We start from the raw sequence: 20012 nt of genomic DNA, 5'->3' as shown, positions 1-20012 counted from the left end.
CGCCGACGGTGGTCGCTGCCGGTGGTTGCTGGCGGTCGGTTGCTGGCGGTCGGTTGCTGGCGGTGGATTGCCGGGACGGACGCCGTTTCCGTTCGGACCTGCCGCCGTCTGACTGACGCGTCAGTCAGACGGCGGCAGGTGCAGCCAACCCACCACCATCGCAACGATCTCGTCGGCGAGGTGCAACGGCAGCGGGTCGACCGGCCGGACGAGCGCGGCGCGCAGGCCGGCGACGAGGCAAGACACGGCGCCAAGCTCGATCTCGGTCAGGGGGCGGCCGGCTTGCGAGAACGCGCGACCCATGGAGTCGCGCTCGCGCTGCTCAGCCTCCCTGACGAGCTCCGCGAGTCCCGGCCGCCCCGCGCGTGCTTCGCCGTACGCGATCTCGCGGAGCACGGCCCACACCCGGACGCCGTGGACCTCGTCGTCCTCCGCGGGGAGGCGGAGCGGCACCGCGGCGCGGTAGGGCACGAACGTCGCCCACCGCAGCCACCGCCGCGCGAACCGCCCGACGACCATCCGGAGGAACCCCTCGCGCCCGCCGGCTCGCTGTTTCACGGCCGACGGCACCTGCTCCAGCCAGCGAGCGACGGGACCCATGGCGACCTGCTCGAAGCCTCCGTCGGCCAACAGCGTGACGACCGCATCGGCGTACATGGCCGCGTGGTCGACCGAGGTGGGCTCGGCGAAGTCGGAAGGGTGATCGGGGTTCGCGAGCTTGCTCAGGTCCATGCGTCGAGCGTGCCCCGTCCGCGCGGATCGCGCTCACCTCTCTCCACAGGCACCGGCCGCACGTGCTCCGCGCGAGGGTGAGAGCTGAGGGCGTTCTCGCGCGGTGGTGCCGCGGCCGAGGCCGCCGGCCGGTGACTGACCCGTCAGTCAGACCCGGGACCTCGCCCGTCCTGACCGGTACGGGCCGGCCTCAGCGCTCGAGCGGCGGGAGCTGGGCGGCGCTGACCTGCTCGCCGAGGACCTCGGCGAGGAAGGAGACGAGCCAGCGCTGGGCGGGGCTGCGGGACGTCTCGTGGCGCGCATAGGCGGCGACCTCGATCGGCTCGATCTCGAACGGTAGCCGGAGCAGGCGGACCGCGTGCGAGGAGGTGAAGGTCTCGCCGACGTACTCCGGCACGATCGCGACCAGGTCGGTCGCCTCGAGGAGATAGGGCAGCAGGGAGAACCGGGTCACCTCCAGGGCGACCCGGTCCAGCAGTCCGTGCGTGGCCAGGCTCGTGCGCGGCCCGATGTGACCGCTGGGCCCGAAGACGGTGGCGTGGTGCTCGGCGGCGAGCTCGTCGAAGCCGACGGCATCGCCGTGGATGCGGGGATGGTCGGCGGCGACCATGCCGACGTACCGCTCCCGGAAGAGCGGGATGCGCACCGTCCGGTGTGACGTGAGCACCGGCGTGGCGACGAAGGCGTCGATCTCGCCGCGGCCCAGCTGGCGCTCCGCGTCGTCGACGTCGAGCGCGGCGACCGTGAACGAGACCCGCGGGGCCCGCGCCCGCGCGGCCGCGACGAGCCGCGGCAGCAGCGTCACCTCGCCGAGGTCCGAGAGGGCGAGCGTGAAGCGCGCCGCGTCGATCGTCGGGTCGAACTCCTCCGACTGCCGCAGGGCTCCGTCGATCTCGGCGACCGCCCGGTGCAGCGGCTCGTAGATCCGCTGCGCGACCGACGTGGGGGCCAGCCCCCGGCCCGTCCGCCGGAAGAGCTCGTCCCCGAAGTGGCGGCGCAGCTTCCCGAGGCTGTAGCTCACCGTCGGCTGGGTGACGTGCAGGGTCTCGGCGGTCACCGTGACGCTCCCCGTCTCGTAGAGCAGCACGAAGACCCGCGCCAGGTTGAGGTCGAAGTCCGCCATAGATCGACTCTATGTCGCAGACGGCCAACATCTATTGGATTTCGGTTCGGCCCAGGACCTAGCGTGATCGCGGTCACGCCGGGACACCGGGTGACGAGACCTCCGCGCCGAGGCCGGGCTCGGCCGGCCGAGACGCTGCGGTGCGACGCCCGCGCCGCCCGCCCCGTCCGTGACGCGCCACGTCGTGCCGCGCCACGTCGGGACGCCATGCAGACCACGTTGAGAGGAAGGGCCCGTGCCCACCGTCCGCCGCCTCGCCCACGAGCTCCTGGAGCGCCAGGGCCTCACCACCATCTTCGGCAACCCCGGCTCCAACGAGCTGCCGTTCCTCGCCGAGCTCCCCGAGAGCTTCCGCTACGTCCTCGGCCTGCACGAGGGCGCCGTCGTCGGCATGGCCGACGGTTATGCCCAGGCCACCGGTCGCCCGGTGCTGGTCAACCTGCACGCCGCCTCCGGGACCGGCAACGGGATGGGGGCGCTCACCAACGCGGTGTCGTCGCGGACCCCGCTCGTGGTGGTCGCGGGCCAGCAGGTGCGCCCGGCGATCGGCGTCGAGGCCAACCTCGCGATCCCGGACCCGTCCGCACTGCTCCGGCCGCTCGTCGGCTGGGCCGGTGAGCCGGCGTGCGCCGAGGACGTCCCCCGGGCGCTCGCCCAGGCGATCTTCGAGGCCGACCTGCAGCGCAAGCCGACCTACCTCTCCGTGCCGTACGACGACTGGGCGGCCGAGGCAGGCGACAACGCGGCTGCGGTGCTGGGCCGCGGGGTCCGGCGCGCCGGCGTCCCGGACGAGGACCAGGCCCGCTGGCTCGCCGAGCAGGTGGGCGCCGCCCGCAACCCGGCGCTCGTCCTCGGCGGCGACATCGACAGCATCGGCCGCTTCGACGACGCCGTCCGGCTGGCCGAGGCGCTCGACGCCCCGGTCTGGGCCGCCCCGTCGCTCTTCCGGCTGCCGTTCCCGAACCGCCACCCGCTCTTCCGCGGTGTCCTGCCGGCCGGCATCGCGCCGATCTCGGCCGCGTTCGAGGGCCACGACCTGGTGCTCGTGCTGGGCGCGCCGGTCTTCCGCTACCACGAGTACGTCCCCGGCTCCTACCTGCCCGAGGGCACCCGCCTGCTGCAGGTCACCGAGGACGCCTCCGCGGCCGCGCGGGCGCCGATGGGCGAGGCGGTCGTCGCCGACCCGGGCGCGGTCATCGACCTGCTGCTGAAGGTCGTCGACGCGCCGGCGGCCCGCCCGACGTCGTACACCACCCCGCCGGAGGCGCGCTCCGGCGAGCACGGCCGGCTCCACCCGGAGCAGGTCTTCGCGGCGCTGCGCGACGTCCAGCCCGAAGACACGTCGTACGTCGTCGAGTCCACCTCCACCAACAGCTCCTGGTGGCGGCAGATGGACCTGCGTCGGCAGGGCTCGTACTACTTCCCGGCGGGCGGCGGCCTCGGCTTCGGGCTGCCCGCCTCGGTCGGTGTGGCGCTCGGCCGGCCGGATCGACCGGTGGTCGGCGTCATCGGTGACGGCTCGGCCAACTACGGCATCACCGCGCTGTGGACCGCGGCCCAGGAGCGGGTCCCCGTGACGATCGTCCTGCTGCGCAACGGCACGTACGGCGCTCTGCGTTGGTTCTCGGGCGTGCTCGGCGTCCCGGACGCACCGGGCCTCGACATCCCGGGCCTCGACTTCACCCGCATCGCCGAGGGGTACGGCGTTGCGGCGCGCCAGGTCGGCGGCGTCGACGAGCTGCGGGCCGCGCTGGCCGAGGACCACGACGGCCCCCGGCTGCTCCAGGTCGACACCGTCCCCACGGCGCCCAACGCCTGACCCGGCGGCCCGCGGCGAAGGCGCCGCGACCCACGTCCCACCCAGCACGAAAGGCACGACCCATGACCCTCCTGGACAGCACCGTCTGGAGCAAGCGCTTCCTCAGCGACGGGTGGCAGGAATCCGCCACCGAGTACGCCGTCACCGAGCCCGCCACCGGCGAGCAGCTGGGCCTCGTCGGCCTGGCGACCCCCGACGACGTGGCGCGGGCCGCCACCCGCGCCCAGGAGGCCCAGCGCGCGTGGGCGGCGACGTCGCCGCAGCAGCGCGCGGCGGTGCTGCGCCGCGCCGGCGAGCTCTTCGAGCGGCACGCCGCCGAGATCGAGGAGTGGCTGGTCCGCGAGGCCGGCTCGGTGCGGGCGAAGGCGGCGTTCGAGGCCGGGCTCGCGGTGGGGGAGTGCTATGAGTGCGCCGGGCTGCCGAGCCACCCGCAGGGTGAGGTCCTCACCTCGGAGGAGGCGCGCTGGTCGCTCGCCCGGCGCCGGCCGGCGGGCGTCGTCAGCGTCATCGCGCCGTTCAACTTCCCGCTCATCCTCGGTCTCCGCTCGGTCGCGCCGGCCCTCGCCCTCGGCAACGCGGTGCTCCTCAAGCCGGACCCGCGGACCGCGGTGAGCGGCGGCGTGGTCATCGCCCGGATCTTCGAGGAGGCCGGGCTGCCCGCGGGCGTGCTCCACCTGCTGCCGGGCGACGGTGCCGTCGGCCAGGCCGTCGTCGAGGCCCCCGAGGTGCGGGTCGTCTCGTTCACCGGCTCCACGCCGGTCGGCCGGGCGATCGGGGAGCAGGCCGGCCGCCTGCTCAAGCGCGCCCACCTCGAGCTGGGCGGCAACAACGCGCTCGTCGTCCTGCCCGGTGCCGACGTGCCGAAGGCCGCCTCGGCCGGCGCGTTCGGCTCCTACCTCCACCAGGGCCAGATCTGCATGACGACCGGCCGCCACATCGTGCACGAGTCCCTCGTCGAGGAGTACGCCGCCGCGCTGGCCGCGAAGGCCGACGCCCTGCCCGTCGGCGACCCGGCGCGCGAGGACGTCGCCCTCGGCCCGATCATCGACGGCCGGCAGCTCGCCCGGGTGCACCGGATCGTCACCGACACCGTCGCGGCCGGCGCCACCGTGGCGGCCGGCGGCGAGGCGGTCGGGCCGGCGTACCGTCCCACCGTGCTGACCGGTGTCACGACCGACATGCCGGCGTGGCGCGAGGAGGTCTTCGGTCCGGTCGCGCCCATCCTCTCCTTCTCCACCCTCGAGGAGGCCGCGGCGATCGTCGACGACTGCGAGTACGGTCTCTCGGTCGGGATCCTCGGCGACGTCGGCACCGCGATGAGGCTCGCCGACCGGATCGAGTCCGGCAAGGTGCACATCAACGAGCAGACCGTGAGCGACGAGCCGAACGCACCGTTCGGCGGCGTCAAGGCCTCCGGCACCGGCTCCCGCTTCGGCGGCCCCGCCGCCAACGTCGAGGCGTTCACCGAGACCCAGTGGGTCACCGTGCGCCCGGACATCGCCGACTACCCGTTCTGATCCTCAGCACCACCCTGGAAGGACCCACCATGGCTTCCGCCGTCTCCCACGCGCCTGACGAGGTGGCCGCCCACACCGGCCACCGCGGCGCCTGGACCGTGATCCTGTGCTGGATCACCGTCCTGCTCGAGGGCTACGACCTCGTCGTCCTCGGCGCGATCATCCCCACGCTGATCGACACCCACCACCTCGGCTTCACGCCGGGGGCGGCGACCACGGTCGCGACCCTCTCGCTCGTCGGCGTCGCGATCGGCGCCGTCTGCGTCGGTCCGCTCAGCGACCTCTTCGGACGCCGCCGGCTGCTGATCGGCTCGGTGCTGCTCTTCTCGGTGTTCACGCTGCTCGTGCCGCTGGCCGGCTCGGTCGCGATGTTCGCGACGCTGCGGCTCGTCGCAGGCCTCGGGCTGGGTGCCTGCATGCCCGTCTCGCTCACGATGATGTCGGAGCAGCTGCCCGAGCGTCAGCGGGCGCGCGCCAGCACCCTGACGATGACCGGCTACCACACCGGTGCGGTCATCACCTCACTCCTCGCGCTCGAGGTGACCCACAACTGGAAGGTCCTCTTCTACGTCCTCGGTGTGGCCGGGCTCGTGGTCGCCGCGATCCAGTGGTTCAAGCTGCCCGAGTCGGAGGCCTACCTGCAGGGCCAGCGCAGCGGTGACCGCCAGCGCGCGCCGTTCAAGGACCTGCTCCAGCCGACACTGCTGCGGGCCGGCATCGGCGTCTGGGTCGCCTCCTTCATGGGGCTGCTCCTGGTCTACGGCCTCAACACGTGGCTTCCCCAGCTGATGCACTCGGCGGGATACGCCGTGCCCGCCGCCGTCACCCAGCTGCTGATCCTCAACGTCGGGGGCGTCGTCGGCCTGGTGGTCGGCGGGTTCGTGGCGGACCACCGCGGCATCAACCGCACGGCCCTGCTGTGGTTCGTCGTCTCGGCCGTCATGCTCGCGCTGCTGTCGATCCGGATGCAGAGCGACCTGCTGCTCGACGTGGTCGTCTTCCTCACCGGCGTCTTCGTCTTCTCCGCCCAGGTCCTGGTCTACGCCTACGTCACCCACTTCTACCCGGCCGCGGTCCGCGGGACAGCGCTCGGCTCCGCCTCCGGCATCGGCCGGATCGGCTCGATCGTCGGCCCGACGATCACCGGTGCGCTGGTCTCGGCCGGGTGGGGACACCCGTGGGGGTTCTACTTCTTCGCGGTGGTCGCCGTGCTGGGCGTCGTGGCTGTCGCCACGCTGCCCCGGCGGGCGGCGGTCTCGGGCGCGCACGTCTGACTCGCCCCCGCCGGACGTACGACGGCCGGGTATCCGCTCCGGGGCGGGTACCCGGCCGTCGTACGCCGGTGGTTCGTGCCGCAGCGGTGGTCAGCGCTCGGCGCCGTCCACGGCGGCCGTGACGCCCGCCGACGACACGGCCCCGGCGCCCGGCTGCGGCGGCGCGGCGACCGGAGCAGGGCCGCGGCCGTAGAGGTAGTAGTAGGCGCACGCGACGAAGACGCCGGCGCCGACGATGTTGCCGAGATAGGCGAACACCAGGTTGAGCACCGTGTCGCCCATCGAGAGCCCTCCCGTGCCGACCATCATCGCGGCCGGCAGGAAGAACATGTTGGCCACGACGTGGTCGAAGCCCAGGGCGACGAACGCGGTGATCGGGAAGATGATCGCGAGGATCTTGCCGTCGACCGTGGTGGCGGCGAGTGCGATGAAGACCGCCAGGCAGACCAGCCAGTTGCAACCGATCGCACGGACGAACTGCTCCCAGTGGGTCTCGGTGATGCCCTTCCCCGCGGCGATGGCGCCCAAGCGGTCGTGGTTGATCGTGCCCTTGGCGAAGAGACCCGTCTGGTCAGCGAGCAGCCACGCCACGAAGAGGGAGCCCGCGAGGTTGCCGATCGTCACCCAGAGCCAGTTGAGCAGGAGCTGGACGGGGGTGACGCGGCGGGCGAAGGCGGCGAGCGGGACCAGCATCATGTTGCCGGTCAGCAGGTCGGCGCCGGCGACGACCACGAGGATGAGGCCGAGGCTGAAGGTCAGTCCCGTGACGAGGGTGATGATGCCGCCCCAGGTCTTCGGGTCGAGCCCGGCGGACGTGACGGTGGCGATCAGCGCGCCGAAGGCGATGTAGGCGCCGGCGAGGAATCCCGCGACGAGCGCCTTCGGCGGGCTCGTCGTCGCCTTGGTCTCCCCGGCGGCGATCGCCAGGGCGGTGACTTGCTGGGGAGTGTTGAATGCCATGGGAGGACCTCCGCTGACCCGAGGATGACGCGACCAGGTTTCCGTTGGGTTTCCTCTGCATTCTCAACCCGCCGGGCGGCGTTGCGACTCTCATCCGGCGCGTGTCCCGGCCCGGACCGGCCGTTACCCTGCTGCCGTGCCGACGCTCACCGCTGATCACCGGGCCTGGATCGACGAGGCCGTACGCCGTGTCGAGGCCGACGCGCAGCGCTCGGCCGACACCCACCTGCATGTCGTCCCGCTGCCGGGCGTCGCCGGCCGGAGCGTGGACCTCTATCTCAAGGACGAGTCCGTCCACCCGACCGGCTCGCTCAAGCACCGCCTCGCCCGCTCGCTGTTCCTCTACGCGCTCTGCAACGGCTGGCTCCACGCCGGGTCGACGGTCGTCGAAGCCTCGTCGGGGTCGACGGCGGTCTCCGAGGCCTACTTCGCCCGCCTGGTCGGACTCCCGTTCGTGGCGGTCATGACGAGGTCGACCAGTCGCGAGAAGGTCGAGCTCATCGAGTGGTACGGCGGCCAGTGCCACTTCGTCGACACCCCCGGTGAGGTGTACGACGAGGCCCGGCGCCTCGCCGAGGCGTGCGGCGGCCACTACATGGACCAGTTCACCTACGCCGAGCGCGCCACGGACTGGCGTGGCAACAACAACATCGCCGAGTCGATCTTCGAGCAGATGGCGAAGGAGCGGCACCCGGTGCCGTCGTGGGTCGTCGTCTCGGCCGGCACGGGCGGCACCTCTGCGACGATCGGCCGCTTCCTCCACTACAAGCGTCACGCCACTCGGCTCCTGGTCGCCGACCCCGAGGGGTCGGCGTTCCTCGAGGGCTGGGAGAAGGACGTCTCCACCGCCACGGGGCCGGGGTCGCGGATCGAGGGGATCGGCCGTCCGCGGGTGGAGCCGTCCTTCGTCGGCGGGGTCATCGACGACATGGTCCGCGTCCCCGACGCCGCGTCGATCGCGACGATGCGCTGGCTGTCCGCCCGGATGGGACGCTCGGTCGGGCCGTCGACGGGGACCAACGTCTGGGCGGCGCTCGGCATCATCGGCCGGATGGTCGACGCCGGCGAGCGCGGCAGCGTCGTGACGCTGCTGTGCGACTCGGGCGACCGCTACGGCTCCACCTACTACGACGACGACTGGGTCGCCTCGCTCGGCATCGACCTGACGCCGTACGCCGCCGCCCTGGCCGACTACGAGCGGACCGGCGTGCTGGTCGACCCGGACGCGGGCCGCGGGGAGGCCTGACCGAGCCACGCCAGCCGGCGCAGGACGACGGTCAGCAGCGCCCACACCACCACCACGAGGACGATCTCGACGGCGACGTACCACGGCCACGGGCCGAGGACCCTGAGGATCGAGCCGGTGTCCGGCTTGCGCATGAGATAGCCGTAGTTGGTCCCGGCGGCGACGTTGAAGCAGACCGCGAACACCGCCCAGCCCACGGTCGTCACGATCGTCGTCCGGTAGTCGCGCCACCGCGGCACCCGCCCCAGCCCGACCGCGAGATAGAACGCGCCCCACACCGTCAGGATGTGGTGGGCCCAGTAGGCGAAGTAGCGCACCTGCGGGAAGTCCTCGACCGAGGGCGTGACGATCGCCTGCGTGTTGAGCACGATGCCCCAGTAGCAGGTGAGGCCGACCCAGTACGGCCGCTGCGACCACAGCGCGACCGCCGTCGCCACCCAGGCGAGGTCGCAGAGGTGGAACGGCAGTGTCGTGTCGATGTCGAAGCGGGTCACGAAGTCGACGATCTGGAACGGCACGACCACCGCCGTGAGCAGCACGGCGAACCCGCGGCTGAACCGGGTCGGTCCCGGGGCCGCGCGGTGGCGTCGGCCGAGCCAGATCGCGACGCCGAGGCCGACCACGAAGATCGCGAGAGGGACGAGATGGGCCGTGCTGTAGGGCCTCATCCGACCAGCATGAGGGCTCCCGGCCGCTCGTGACGAGGCGCGCAAAAAATCTCGGCGATCCGCGTCATGGATCTCGGGGTACCTCGTTTCACCCGTGCGAAGGTCGTCCACCGGTGGGGGGTGGACGACCTTCGTCCTTGTCGGCTCGGAGGCATCCGGCCACCGCCGTACCGTCGATGTCGTCGTCCTCGTGGACCGTCGGCACGAGCCCGGCCGCGCGCATCAGCGCCGCCGTACCCGAGGCCTGCGCACGTGAGGTCTCCAGCAGAAGTACGCCGCCGGGCCGGAGCCACGACGAGGCGTCGGCGACCACCCGGCGCTGCACGTCGAGGCCGTCCGGCCCGCCGTCGAGCGCGACGAGGTGCTCATGGTCGCGCGCCTCGGGCGGCATGAGGGCGACCGCGTCGCTCGGCACGTAGGGGGCGTTGACGAGGAGCACGTCGACCTGTCCACGCAGGTGGGTCGGCAGGGGCGTGTAGAGGTCGCCGAGCAGCACGCGCTCGGGCGCGAGGTTCCGCCGGGCGCACGCGACGGCGGCGGGGTCGACGTCGACCGCCCACACCTGCGCCCCAGGTGCGTGCGCCGCGACGACCGCCCCGAGCGCACCGGTGCCGCAGCCCAGGTCGACGACGAGCCGGGGTGTCTCCGCCACGGCCAGCCGGGCCAGCAGCGCGGAGCGCCGACGCGGCACGAACACTCCGGGGGTGACCCGGACCCGGACCCCGCACAGCTCGGCCCAGCCGAGGACCAGCTCCAGTGGCTCGCCGGCGGTGCGGCGCCGGACCATCGCCTCGAGCGCGCCGGCGTCGCCACCGGCCTCGGCCTCGAGCAGCGCGGCCTCCTCCTCGGCGAACACGCAGCCGGCGGCCCGCAGCCGCGCGACGAGCGTCCCACCGGCCACGAGGGGTCGGCCCGGTGCGGGCTCCCTGCTGGTCATCGGCTTAGATGCTGCCATGTCCGCCCTCACCCCGATCGCCTGGATCGTGGCGGGGTACGCCGTGCTGGTGGCGCTGGCCGCGGGCGTCGGTGTCGCGTTCAAGGCGCCCCGGCCGGGCTGGCTCGACCAGCTCGCGTGGATGCTGGAGCTGCTCGCGGCGGTGCTGGTCGTCGGCTCCCTCGGCTCGCTCGCCCAGGGACACCGCCCGGAGTCGCTCTCGACCCACCTCGGCTACCTCGCCGCCGCGGTGGTGATCATGCCGGTCGCGTTGATGACGGTGCGCGACGACCGCGGCTCGTGGTCGTCCGGTGTCGTCGGGGTCGCGTCGCTGGCGACGGGCGTGATCGCGGTCCGGATCCTGATGACGAGATGATGACCGGGATGATGACCAGGTGACCGAGGTGTCCGAGCCCATGACCAGCAGCCGACCGCGTCCGGCGCCGCCCGGACGGGGCCGCTCCGGGCCGCACTTGGTGCTGCTCGCCCTCTACGCCCTCTTCATCCTCGCGTCGGGCAGCCGGGCGGCCGTGCAGATCGCGACGAAGTTCGACGAGGCGCCCGTGCCCTACGTGCTCTCGGCGCTCGCGGCCTGTACCTACATCGCCGGGTGGTTCGCGATCCGCCGGGCGGCCGCGGGCCGGCCCGGGTTGGCGCGGGTGATGCTCTGGGTCGAGCTCGGCGGCGTGATCGTCGTCGGGACGCTCTCGCTCACCGTCCACGCGTGGTTCCCGGGCGGGGCCGAGCACGACTCCGTCTGGTCCGACTACGGCAAGGGCTACGGCTGGGTGCCGGCGGCGCTGCCGATCCTCGGACTGCTCTGGCTGCACCGCTCGTCCAAGGAGCCCCGCACATGAGTGCGCGCACGCGAGCGATCGTGGAATCTCTCGTGCGGCCACGTCCGTATGCTCGTGCCGTCCTGACGGAGATGGCCGCATGACCGACCCCGGAACCTCGACCGCCCGTGCCGTCTCGCCGGACTCCGGCGAGCACTGGAGCGCCCCCGGCGCCTGGCGGGTCGCCGAGGGCGTCCACCGGATCCCGCTGCCGCTGCCCATGGACGGCCTCAGGGCGGTCAACGTCTACGTCCTGGAAGGACCGGACGGCCTCACGCTCGTCGACGGCGGCTGGGCGATCACGGAGGGGCGCGCGGCGCTGAAGGCGGGCCTGCGCAGGATCGGCGCCGGCTTCGGCGACATCCGCCGCTTCCTGGTCACCCACGTCCACCGCGACCACTACACGCTCGCCTCCGTCCTGGGTGCGGAGTACGGCGCCGAGCTCGCCCTCGGGGTCGGTGACAAGCCGACCCTGGACCTCGTCAACGGTGGCGACCCGTCGTCGTACGCCACCGGCCGGATGCTCCGGGAGGCCGGCGCTCACGAGATCGCGGAGCAGTGGGCGGCGACCACGCCTCCTCCGCCGGACCCGGCGCTGTGGCGCTATCCCGACCTGTGGCTGGAGGAGGACCGGACCCTCTCGGTCGCCGGGCGCACCCTCGACGCGGTGCATACCCCCGGACACACGCAGGGCCACTTCGTGTTCGCCGACCGGCCCGCCGAGCTGCTCTTCGCCGGCGACCACGTGCTGCCCACCATCACCCCCTCGATCGGGTTCGAGCCGGTCCCTGTGCTCTCGCCGCTCGGCGACTTCATGGCCTCGCTGACCAAGGTCCGTGGCCTGCCCGACCTCCGGTTGCTGCCCGCTCACGGCCCGGTCGCGCCCTCGTCCCACGCCCGCGTCGACGAGCTGCTGGCCCACCACGAGGACCGTCTGCGGCTCTGTCTCGACGCGCTCGCGTCCGGACCGAAGACCTCCCGCGGCGTCGCCGAGCGGCTGCCGTGGACCCGTCACGAGCACACCTTCGCCAGCCTCGACCTCTTCAACGGTGGCCTCGCCGTCCTGGAGACGAAGGCCCACCTCGAGCTGCTCGTCGCCCGCGGCGACGCCGCGCGGACCGAGACCGAGGCCGGCGTCGTCTTCCGCGTGCGCTGATCTGGACCGAGCCCGGCCTCAGGGCAGGCGTGCGGCGAGGCGGAGGAACCGCGTGGTCTGGGTGGCGCCGAAGTTGTCGTCGCTGACGAGGGTCACGTCGAAGGCGCCGCGTCGTGCCGGCGTCGCGATCATGCCCTCGTAGTTGTCCATCAGCGGGTTGAGCTGGGTCTCCTTGGCGCTCGCGCCGAGGTCGGGGCAGGAGGTGACGTCGGAGACCAGCCTCTTCGGCACGACCGTCTCCGGCGCGTCGGCGAGGTCGGTGATCCGGCTGACGTCGACGGTATGCCGGGTGTCGATGGCGTAGAGCCGGATCTCGTTGCCGACCTCGGCGCTCCACGAGGCCTCCATGACCAGGAACCGGTGGGGTGCGTACTCCTGGATCTCAGGGATCCGCATGCCCGGCTCGACGCGGTAGCCGATCTGCCTGCTGAGCCGGTAGCCGTGGCCGGCCTTCGTGTAGACCAGGATCCGGCGGAAGGTGCCGTCGCCGGTGTCACCGGAGAGCGTGCCCTCCATCGACGCGACGATCTCGCGGCCGTGGTCGGCGAGGGTGAGGCCCTCGAGGGTGGCATTGTCGGTCGCCTCGCCCGCCGGCGTCACGGCGAACCGGGGCGGCACCGGCAGCGTCGTCCTCTCGCGACCGTCGCGGGAGAAGATCCGGATCGCCGGTTCCACCTCGTCGCTCACCACGAAGTCGCCGCTCGGCAGCACGGCCAGCCCCTCGAAGTCGGCGGTCCGGCCGGTGTACGGCGTGCCGTCCGGCTGCGTCAGGACGAGCGGGTCGCCCACCGGCGTCGGGTCGGCGAGATCGCGGTAGAACCAGAGCCGGGAGGGGTCGTCGGCGTGGTTGTCGACCGAGGAGACGTAGCGATGGGTGCGGGCGTCGTAGGCGATGTCGGAGAGTCCGCCGATCTCGACGCCGTCCACGACGCGCTTGTCGAGCGCGTCGCTGTAGCCGAGTGCGGCGGCCGAGGGAGGACAGGTGGCCGGCGCCGCCGAGGCGTGGCCCGATGGATGGCCGTGGGCATGGCCGGGGTGGGCGTCAGCGGCGACCGGCACCGCGAGGGATGCGGCCGCGAGCAGCGCTGCCGCGCCGGCGTACGACCTGGTCCGACGAACTCCGAGCATGATCCGTCCTCTCCGGTGCTGGCCTGTGGTGGCCTGTCCGACGTTAGCCCTCGGCGCCCCACCCCCAGTGACGCAGAGGTGAGCGGTCGGGGCTACTTGAGGAACGTCGCGGTGGCGAGGACGGACTCCTCGATGCGCTTCCGTTCGGCGGCGGGGAAGGTCGCGGGATAGGTGAAGCGGAAGTAGACCGTGTAGGGCATCGTGCCGAACTCGTCGCGGCCGTAGAGGTCGATGCGCTGGTGGAACTCGTTGAAGCCGGTGAGCTCGTACCAGTCGCGTCCGTTGAAGCGGGGATAGCCGACGATCTTCCGGACGTAGTCGCGGTTGACCTGCAGCGCCCACTTCGCCTGGGCCTGGATCGAGGTGCGCTCGAGGCCCTTCTCGCTGGCGCCGAGCATCGACACGATTCCACCAGCGGGCTGCGTGGCTCCTTGGTTCAAGGCGTTGACCGCGTTGGTGAAGCTCGACTCGCCGATCACCCAGCCCTTCGGGGCCCGCGCGGTGAGATAGCCGTTGTCCATCACGACACCGGTGGCGGGCTTGATGCTCGGCGTCGGGCTGCTGGTCGGGCTCGTGGACGTCGTCGTGGCTGTCGATCCCGCCGAGATCGCTGTCGTGTCGCCGCCGCAGCCCCCGACGGCCAGCGCCGCGGCGAGCATCAGCGGAATGAGGACTGCGCGAGAAGCGGACACCCGAGACTCCGTTCCGGTCCGGACAGGACACATCGGTCGCGAGATTAACCGATCACGGTGATGCATCATGCTGGGAGTGGGCGTCATGCCGGGCCGGCGAGCCCGTCTCGTCAGCGGCGAACCTGCCGATGTTTGGCACCGCCGATCCGGGGTATGGCGCCGATGTCACAGTTCCGTACGACGAGCAATGAGTGAGCCCATGGTTTCTGAGCGCCCGACGACACCTCCGTCGACGACGAACACCACGTCCGGCAGCACGTCCTCCCCGAGCACCTCCACCGGCGGCTCCGGGTCCGGCACCACGGTCGTCGACGTCGATCTCCTCGACGACCTGATGAAACTGCTCGGCCACCAGGCCGACCACCTGCACAGCAATGTCGTGACCGCGCTCAGTCACCGCCCCGACCCCGGCCGCTTCGGCAACGCACCGCTGGCGCGCCGGCTCAGCGCGAAGGTCGATGGCACGTACGCCGATCTCTACTTCGCGCTCGACGAGGCCGTCACCGGGCTGCGCAACTATCGCGACGGCTTCAAGGCCTACCGCGACGGCATGACCGACCACGACACAGGTGTGGCGGCGACGGCGCGGAAGACGGCGAACGCCACGCCCGTGCTGACGGCGGGCGACAACTGCTTCGACGACACGACGGCGACCGTCTGCACGCCGACCGACCAGGGGAGCGAGGACTGATGAAGGGCGAGCAGCGTCTCCGTACCTATCTCCAGGGCACCCAGCCCGGTCAACTCCTGGTCGGTCCGAGCGTCGAGGGCTTCCTCAGCTCCGGAGGTGCGCTCGACCAGGCTGCGGCCGACTGCGCCAACGCGATCGTCTTCCTGAACGACGTGATCACCCAGATCGCCAAGAAGCGGCCCTCGAAAGAGGCGCTCGGCACGTCCGGGACCGGCGAGGCGTCGTACGACGCCATCGACCGTGCGCTGAAGAGCCTGCGGGAGCGCAAGCGTGACCTTCACCGGGTCGCCGAGGCGCTCGGGATCGCGGCGGGCGGGATCAGCTACGGCCACCAGTCGCTCACGAACCTGCCCGTCGCCGTCGACCCCGGTCCGAAGCCGCCGAACCCGGTCAACACCAACGGCTGGGACCAGGCGCTGAACATGCGGATCGCGCGGTGGGCCGGCCAGAAGGCGGCCTACGACCACAACCCGGAAGTCCGCGACAAGCAGGCCGACGCCGCGGCCGACGTCATGGACACCCAGTTCCAGGCGGCGCTCGACAAGATCGACCAGGTCACGGTGCCGAAGGCGCCGACCTCGCCCGCCAACGGCGGTGACGGCGGGTCGACCGGCAGCGGCCCCGGCGCTGACGCCGGCGGCCCGACGCCGACGTCGACGAGGATCCGCCGGGATCCCACGCACACCGACCTCGTCGAGGTGAGCGGTCCGGCGACGGCGGCGACGTCGATCCACCACACGACGGACCAGACGACCCATCACCCCACGACGCACACGACCCATCAGACGGCGACGACCCATCAGACGGCGACGGCCCCGGCGGGCGGTGGCGGCTATGCCGACGGCGACGGCACGCGCGGAGTGCTCGACACCGGTGCGGGCTACACCCCGAGCGTGGCGGGGACCGCGGACCTGTCCACAGCCTCGATGTCGCCCGGCGGCGGTGTTGCGGGCGGCGGCCTCGGCAAGGTCGGCGGCTCGATGGCCGCCGGCGGCCTGGGGGCGGCCGGGCTCGGCCTCGGTCTGCGGACCGGCGGCCTCGGCGGGATCGAGCCGTCGCTCTCGACCAGCGCGGTCTCCCGCGGCGTCGGCAACGCCAACGCGCTCGGGGCCTCGTCGCGGACCGGCGGCTCGGCCGTCACCGGTCGCGGTGGCGCGGGCCGCGGCGCGGGCGGCACGCACACCGGGCGTGGCCGCAAGGACAAGAAGAGGAACGGCGCCTTCAACTCCTACGACGACGGCAGCGACTGGGTGGAGGACGAGGACGCCGGTCCCGGCGTGCTCCGCTGAGCCCAGCAGTCGGGACGCATGGGGGAGCGACTAGAGTTGCCCATCTCAGACAGGGGAGCCCCGTCAGGGCTGAGAGTGTGACCGAGCGGCGGTCGCAGACCCTCCGAACCTGCTCCGGTTAGCACCGGCGAAGGGAGTCATCATGCGCCTGCGTGCGCCCGTCACCGTCCTGGCCGCGGCGGCCCTGCTCACGACCGGGTTGTCCGGCTGCGGCGGGAGCGACAGCGGCCAGGGAGCCGGCGAGAGGCCGACGAAGGTCGTGCTCCTCACCCACGACTCGTTCGCCCTGCCCAAGAAGTTGACCCAGCAGTTCGAGAAGGAGAGCGGCTACCAGCTGGTGGTCCGTTCCAACGGCGACGCCGGCCTGCTCACCAACAAGCTGGTCCTCTCCGCCGACAACCCCGACGGTGATGTCGCGTTCGGGGTCGACAACACCTTCGCGAGCCGCGCGCTCGACGCCGGTGTCTTCGACTCCTACACGCCCCAGGACCTTCCTGCCGGGGTCTCCGCCTACGACCTGCCCGGCGACGACGGGAGCCACCTCACGCCCGTCGACCAGGGCAACGTCTGCGTCAACATCGACACCACCTGGTTCGCGGAACACCACCTGACACCGCCGGCCTCGCTCGATGACCTCACCAAGCCGGCGTACAAGAACCTCTTCGTCACCCCGGGCGCGACGACGAGCTCGCCAGGTCTCGCCTTCCTGCTGGCCACGATCAGCAAGTACGGCGACGGCTGGCAGACCTACTGGAAGAAGCTGGTCGCCAACGGCGCCAAGGTCGTCGACGGCTGGGACCAGGCCTACGAGGTCGACTTCACCCAGGGCGGCGGCAAGGGCAAGCGTCCGATCGTGCTCTCCTACGACTCCTCGCCCGCCTACACCGTGAGCGGCGGCAAGACCACCACGAAGGCGCTGCTCGACACCTGCTTCCGCCAGGTGGAGTACGCCGGCGTGCTCCAGGGCGCGGACAACCCCGACGGGGCGAAGGAGCTGGTCGACTTCCTGCTGAGCCCGGCGGTGCAGAAGGCGTTGCCGACGAGCATGTACGTCTACCCGGTCGCGAAGGGCACGGCGCTGCCGAAGCAGTGGGCGACGTTCGCCGTGCAGCCGACGAAGACCTGGGACGTCGCCCCCGACGACATCACGAAGAACCGGGAAGAGTGGCTGCAGCAGTGGAGCGACGTCATCTCGGGCTGATCGCCCTCGCGGCGCTGCCCGTCCTCGTCCTCGGCGTCTTCTTCGTGCTTCCGGTGACGGGTATGGTGCGCCGCGGTTTCGTGGTCGACGGCAGTTGGGACGCCGGGACGGTCGTCCGGGTGCTCGGCCGCAGCGAGATCCACCGCGCGATCTGGTTCACCGTCTGGACCTCCCTCACCGCGACGGCGGCCAGCGTGCTGCTCGGGCTGCCGGCGGCCTACGTCCTGCATCGGCTCGCCTTCCCGCTGCGGCGGCTGGTCCGGGCGGCCCTGCTCGTGCCGTTCGTCCTGCCGACCGTCGTGGTGGGGGTGGCCTTCCGCGAGCTGCTCGGTGAGGCCGGACCGCTCGCCGGGCTCCACCTCGACGGCACCCCGGTCGCCATCCTGGCCGGTCTCGTCTTCTTCAACGTCGCGGTCGTCATCCGCAGCGTCGGCGCGGCCTGGGAGGGCCTCGACGCCCGGCCTGCGGAGGCCGCCGCCGCGCTGGGGGCACGGCCGTGGACCGTCTTCCGGACGGTGACGCTGCCCGCGCTGCGGCCCAGCATCGTCAGCGCGGCCAGCGTGGTCTTCCTCTTCTGCGCGACCGCGTTCGGGGTCGTGCTCACCCTCGGCGGCCTGCGCTACAACAGCGTCGAGACCGAGATCTACAAGCTCACCACCGTCCTCCTCGACCTGCCAGGCGCCGCCGCGCTCTCGATCCTGCAGCTGCTCGTCGTCGTCGCGCTGCTCACGCTCGCCGGCCGGCTGCGGGCGGTGCCCGACCCGACGCAGCACCGCGCCGTCGTACGCCCCCGGCGGCCGCGCCGCGCCGACCTGCCGCAGATCGTGGCCACCCTCGTCCTGCTCGCCCTCGTGGCGGCGCCGATCGCGACGCTGCTCGTGGGGTCGCTCCGGGTCGACGGACGCTGGAGCCTCGGCAACTACCGTGCGCTGCAGACGCCGGGCAGCCAGCAGACCCTGGTCGCCCCCGCGACCGACGCGCTGGCGACCTCGCTCGAGATCGCCGTCGTCGCCACGGCACTGGCGCTCGTCCTCGGACTGCTCGTCGCGGCCGTCGTCACCGGCCGCTCCCGCTCGCGGCCCGAGCGGCGCACCCGTGCGGTCCTCGACGGGCTCTTCATGCTGCCGCTCGGGGTGAGCGCGGTGACCCTCGGCTTCGGGCTCTTCATCACCCTGGACCGGCCGCCGCTGGACTTCCGGGACTCGCCGTGGCTGGTGCCGGTCGCCCAGGCGCTGGTGGCCCTGCCGCTGGTGGTCCGCACCCTCGTCCCCGTGCTCGCCGGGATCGACGACCGCCAGCGTCAGGCGGCCGCCTCGCTCGGCGCCGGGGCGCTGCGCACGGTCCTCACTGTCGACGTGCCCGTCGTCTGGAAGCCGCTGCTCGCGGCCGCCGGGTTCGCCTTCGCGGCATCGCTGGGCGAGTTCGGCGCGACCTCGTTCCTCTACCGCAGCGACCACCCGACGCTCCCGGTCGTGATCTACCGCCTGATCGGGCACCCGGGGGCGATGAACTACGGCATGGCCCTCGCCGGGTCCTGCGTCCTCGCCCTCGCCACGGCGGTGGTCATGCTGCTCGTCGAGCGGCTCCGCGTCCCCTCCCTCGGAGCGTTCTGATGCTCTCCTTGAAGGACGTGAGCGTCGCGTACGACGGCGTGCCGGCCGTCACCGACGTCACCCTCGACCTCGCCGACGGCCAGGTGCTCGCCCTGCTCGGGCCGTCGGGCTCGGGGAAGTCGACCCTGCTGCGTGCCGTCGCGGGGCTGGAGCCGGCGGAGGGCGCGATCAGTTGGGACGGGCGATCGCTCGCCCATGTGCCGACCCACAAGCGCGGCTTCGCGCTGATGTTCCAGGACGGCCAGCTCTTCGCCCACCTGAGCGTGGCCGCCAACGTCGCCTACCCGCTGAAGCTGCGCCGGGCGGGACGGCGCAGCCGCGCCGCCCGGGCGAGCCGGGTCGCGGAGCTGCTCGACCTGGTCGGCCTCGGCGGCTACGGGTCGCGCCTGCCCGGCACCCTCTCGGGCGGCGAACGGCAACGGGTCGCGCTCGCCCGCGCGCTCGCGGTCGATCCCCGTCTGCTGCTTCTCGACGAACCGCTCTCGGCCCTCGACGCCGGGCTGCGCGAGCGGCTCGGCGCCGACCTGCGCCGGATCCTCACCGAGGCCGGCACCACCGCCCTCATGGTCACCCACGATCAGGAGGAGGCGTTCACCGTCGCCGACCGGCTCGCGGTCATGCGAGCGGGCCGGGTGGTGCAGGAGGGCGACCTCGCCCAGGTCTGGCAGCATCCCGCGGACCCGTGGACGGCGCTCTTCCTCGGCTACGCCCGCGTCCTCGAGGGACCGGCGGCCGCCGTCGTACTCCAGGCGGCCGGGCTCCGTGTGAGCGACCGGCCCGTCGTCGCCGTACGCCGCTCGGCGCTCGTCGTGGACCCGAGCGGGCCGCTGCGCGGCTCCGTCGTGTCCGCCCGGGCGACGCCCGACCAGGTGCGGCTCGTCGTCGCGGTCGAGGGCGTGGGTGAGGTCGACGCGGTCTCGCCGTCCGGCGTGCCCGGTCCCGGCGAGAGCGTCCGGCTGCGGGTCGAGCCGGCCCGGGCCGCCGTGCCGGGCGCCGCGGAGCCCGCCTCGAACGCCACGGCGGGCCCGCGCGGCGCGGAACGCGGGGACTGACGGTCGCCGGACTACACTCGGCGCGCGGGTGCCCACCCGCGCGGGGGCAACGGATCCGGGCAACGTCTCGACCTTTGTCGA

19 protein-coding genes and 1 riboswitch are annotated in these 20012 nt (G+C 72.6%); of the genes, 12 read left to right on the top strand and 7 right to left on the bottom strand.

Translation table 11 applies throughout. The annotated features are described in order from the left end of the window. Positions 1-120: 120 nt before the first annotated feature. Positions 121-732, bottom strand: coding sequence for a hypothetical protein (locus AB3X52_RS01690; protein WP_367990964.1), 612 nt, complete (start codon positions 730-732; stop codon positions 121-123). Positions 733-922: 190 nt separating this feature from the next. Then, positions 923-1855, bottom strand: coding sequence for a LysR family transcriptional regulator (locus AB3X52_RS01685; RefSeq protein ID WP_367990963.1), 933 nt, complete (start codon positions 1853-1855; stop codon positions 923-925). A gap of 235 nt (positions 1856-2090) precedes the next feature. Here AB3X52_RS01685 and mdlC point away from each other — a divergent pair, with 235 nt between their 5' ends. The 3 genes from mdlC (at position 2091) to AB3X52_RS01670 (ending at position 6465) form a co-directional block, all read left to right on the top strand. Next, positions 2091-3674 carry a benzoylformate decarboxylase gene (mdlC, locus tag AB3X52_RS01680; protein ID WP_367990962.1) on the top strand — a complete coding sequence of 528 codons (1584 nt, stop codon included), beginning with the start codon at positions 2091-2093 and terminating at the stop codon, positions 3672-3674. A 62-nt stretch (positions 3675-3736) separates the two neighbouring features. After that, positions 3737-5191: a benzaldehyde dehydrogenase gene (locus AB3X52_RS01675; protein WP_367990961.1), complete on the top strand. Its 1455-nt coding sequence runs from the start codon at positions 3737-3739 to the stop codon at positions 5189-5191. A gap of 29 nt (positions 5192-5220) precedes the next feature. Continuing rightward, positions 5221-6465 carry an MFS transporter gene (locus tag AB3X52_RS01670; RefSeq protein WP_367990960.1) on the top strand — a complete coding sequence of 415 codons (1245 nt, stop codon included), beginning with the start codon at positions 5221-5223 and terminating at the stop codon, positions 6463-6465. Positions 6466-6555: 90 nt separating this feature from the next. On the opposite strand, the gene AB3X52_RS01665 is transcribed toward AB3X52_RS01670, so the two are convergent. Beyond that, positions 6556-7425, bottom strand: a complete 870-nt coding sequence (locus tag AB3X52_RS01665) for a formate/nitrite transporter family protein (RefSeq protein WP_367990959.1) — start codon at positions 7423-7425, stop codon at positions 6556-6558. Between the two features lie 136 nt (positions 7426-7561). Here AB3X52_RS01665 and cds1 point away from each other — a divergent pair, with 136 nt between their 5' ends. Then, a complete protein-coding gene (gene cds1 / locus AB3X52_RS01660; protein WP_367990958.1) occupies positions 7562-8671 on the top strand; it encodes an L-cysteine desulfhydrase Cds1 in 1110 nt (369 codons plus the stop codon). Here cds1 and AB3X52_RS01655 read toward each other — a convergent pair. Together AB3X52_RS01655 and AB3X52_RS01650 are read right to left on the bottom strand one after the other, a co-directional pair. Beyond that, positions 8617-9339, bottom strand: a complete 723-nt coding sequence (locus tag AB3X52_RS01655) for a YwaF family protein (protein WP_367990957.1) — start codon at positions 9337-9339, stop codon at positions 8617-8619. The genes cds1 and AB3X52_RS01655 overlap by 55 nt on opposite strands. A gap of 88 nt (positions 9340-9427) precedes the next feature. Beyond that, positions 9428-10276: a putative protein N(5)-glutamine methyltransferase gene (locus tag AB3X52_RS01650; RefSeq protein ID WP_367990956.1), complete on the bottom strand. Its 849-nt coding sequence runs from the start codon at positions 10274-10276 to the stop codon at positions 9428-9430. A 16-nt stretch (positions 10277-10292) separates the two neighbouring features. Between AB3X52_RS01650 and AB3X52_RS01645 the strand changes: the two genes are divergently transcribed. The 3 genes from AB3X52_RS01645 to AB3X52_RS01635 all read left to right on the top strand — a co-directional run bounded on the left by AB3X52_RS01645 (position 10293) and on the right by AB3X52_RS01635 (position 12265). After that, the gene (locus AB3X52_RS01645) at positions 10293-10649 is read left to right on the top strand and encodes a hypothetical protein (RefSeq protein ID WP_367990955.1); all 357 of its coding nucleotides are present in this window, start codon (positions 10293-10295) and stop codon (positions 10647-10649) included. Positions 10650-10668: 19 nt separating this feature from the next. Then, the gene (locus AB3X52_RS01640; RefSeq protein WP_367990954.1) at positions 10669-11130 is read left to right on the top strand and encodes a hypothetical protein; all 462 of its coding nucleotides are present in this window, start codon (positions 10669-10671) and stop codon (positions 11128-11130) included. A 79-nt stretch (positions 11131-11209) separates the two neighbouring features. Continuing rightward, on the top strand, positions 11210-12265 hold the full coding sequence (locus AB3X52_RS01635) for an MBL fold metallo-hydrolase (RefSeq protein WP_367990953.1): 1056 nt from the start codon (positions 11210-11212) through the stop codon (positions 12263-12265). A gap of 18 nt (positions 12266-12283) precedes the next feature. Here the strand turns inward: AB3X52_RS01635 and AB3X52_RS01630 are convergent, their stop codons facing one another. Together AB3X52_RS01630 and AB3X52_RS01625 are read right to left on the bottom strand one after the other, a co-directional pair. After that, entirely contained in the window at positions 12284-13393 is a 1110-nt protein-coding gene (locus tag AB3X52_RS01630) for an esterase-like activity of phytase family protein (RefSeq protein WP_367990952.1), read from the bottom strand. 92 nt (positions 13394-13485) lie between these two features. After that, positions 13486-14085, bottom strand: a complete 600-nt coding sequence (locus tag AB3X52_RS01625) for a hypothetical protein (protein WP_367990951.1) — start codon at positions 14083-14085, stop codon at positions 13486-13488. A gap of 199 nt (positions 14086-14284) precedes the next feature. On the opposite strand from AB3X52_RS01625, the gene AB3X52_RS01620 reads away from it, so the two are divergent. The 5 genes from AB3X52_RS01620 to AB3X52_RS01600 all read left to right on the top strand — a co-directional run bounded on the left by AB3X52_RS01620 (position 14285) and on the right by AB3X52_RS01600 (position 19931). Continuing rightward, complete coding sequence (locus AB3X52_RS01620) at positions 14285-14776, top strand: hypothetical protein (protein WP_367990950.1); 492 nt, start codon at positions 14285-14287, stop codon at positions 14774-14776. Next, positions 14776-16065 (top strand): hypothetical protein, encoded by a 1290-nt coding sequence (locus tag AB3X52_RS01615; RefSeq protein ID WP_367990949.1) that lies wholly within the window; start codon positions 14776-14778, stop codon positions 16063-16065. Before AB3X52_RS01620 ends, AB3X52_RS01615 begins: the two co-directional genes overlap by 1 nt. A gap of 41 nt (positions 16066-16106) precedes the next feature. After that, positions 16107-16218: riboswitch (TPP riboswitch) on the top strand. Next, positions 16208-17266 (top strand): thiamine ABC transporter substrate-binding protein, encoded by a 1059-nt coding sequence (locus AB3X52_RS01610; RefSeq protein WP_367990948.1) that lies wholly within the window; start codon positions 16208-16210, stop codon positions 17264-17266. (Overlaps the previous riboswitch by 11 nt.) Beyond that, positions 17230-18879, top strand: a complete 1650-nt coding sequence (locus AB3X52_RS01605) for an ABC transporter permease (RefSeq protein ID WP_367990947.1) — start codon at positions 17230-17232, stop codon at positions 18877-18879. The genes AB3X52_RS01610 and AB3X52_RS01605 overlap by 37 nt, the downstream gene beginning before the upstream one ends. Then, a complete protein-coding gene (locus AB3X52_RS01600; protein WP_367990946.1) occupies positions 18879-19931 on the top strand; it encodes an ABC transporter ATP-binding protein in 1053 nt (350 codons plus the stop codon). Before AB3X52_RS01605 ends, AB3X52_RS01600 begins: the two co-directional genes overlap by 1 nt. Positions 19932-20012: the final 81 nt, after the last annotated feature.

Source organism: Nocardioides eburneus (genome assembly GCF_040838215.1).
Lineage (GTDB): Bacteria > Actinomycetota > Actinomycetes > Propionibacteriales > Nocardioidaceae > Nocardioides > Nocardioides eburneus.
Note: the sequence above shows the minus strand (reverse complement) of the source record. Positions and strands in the feature narration are given on the sequence as shown.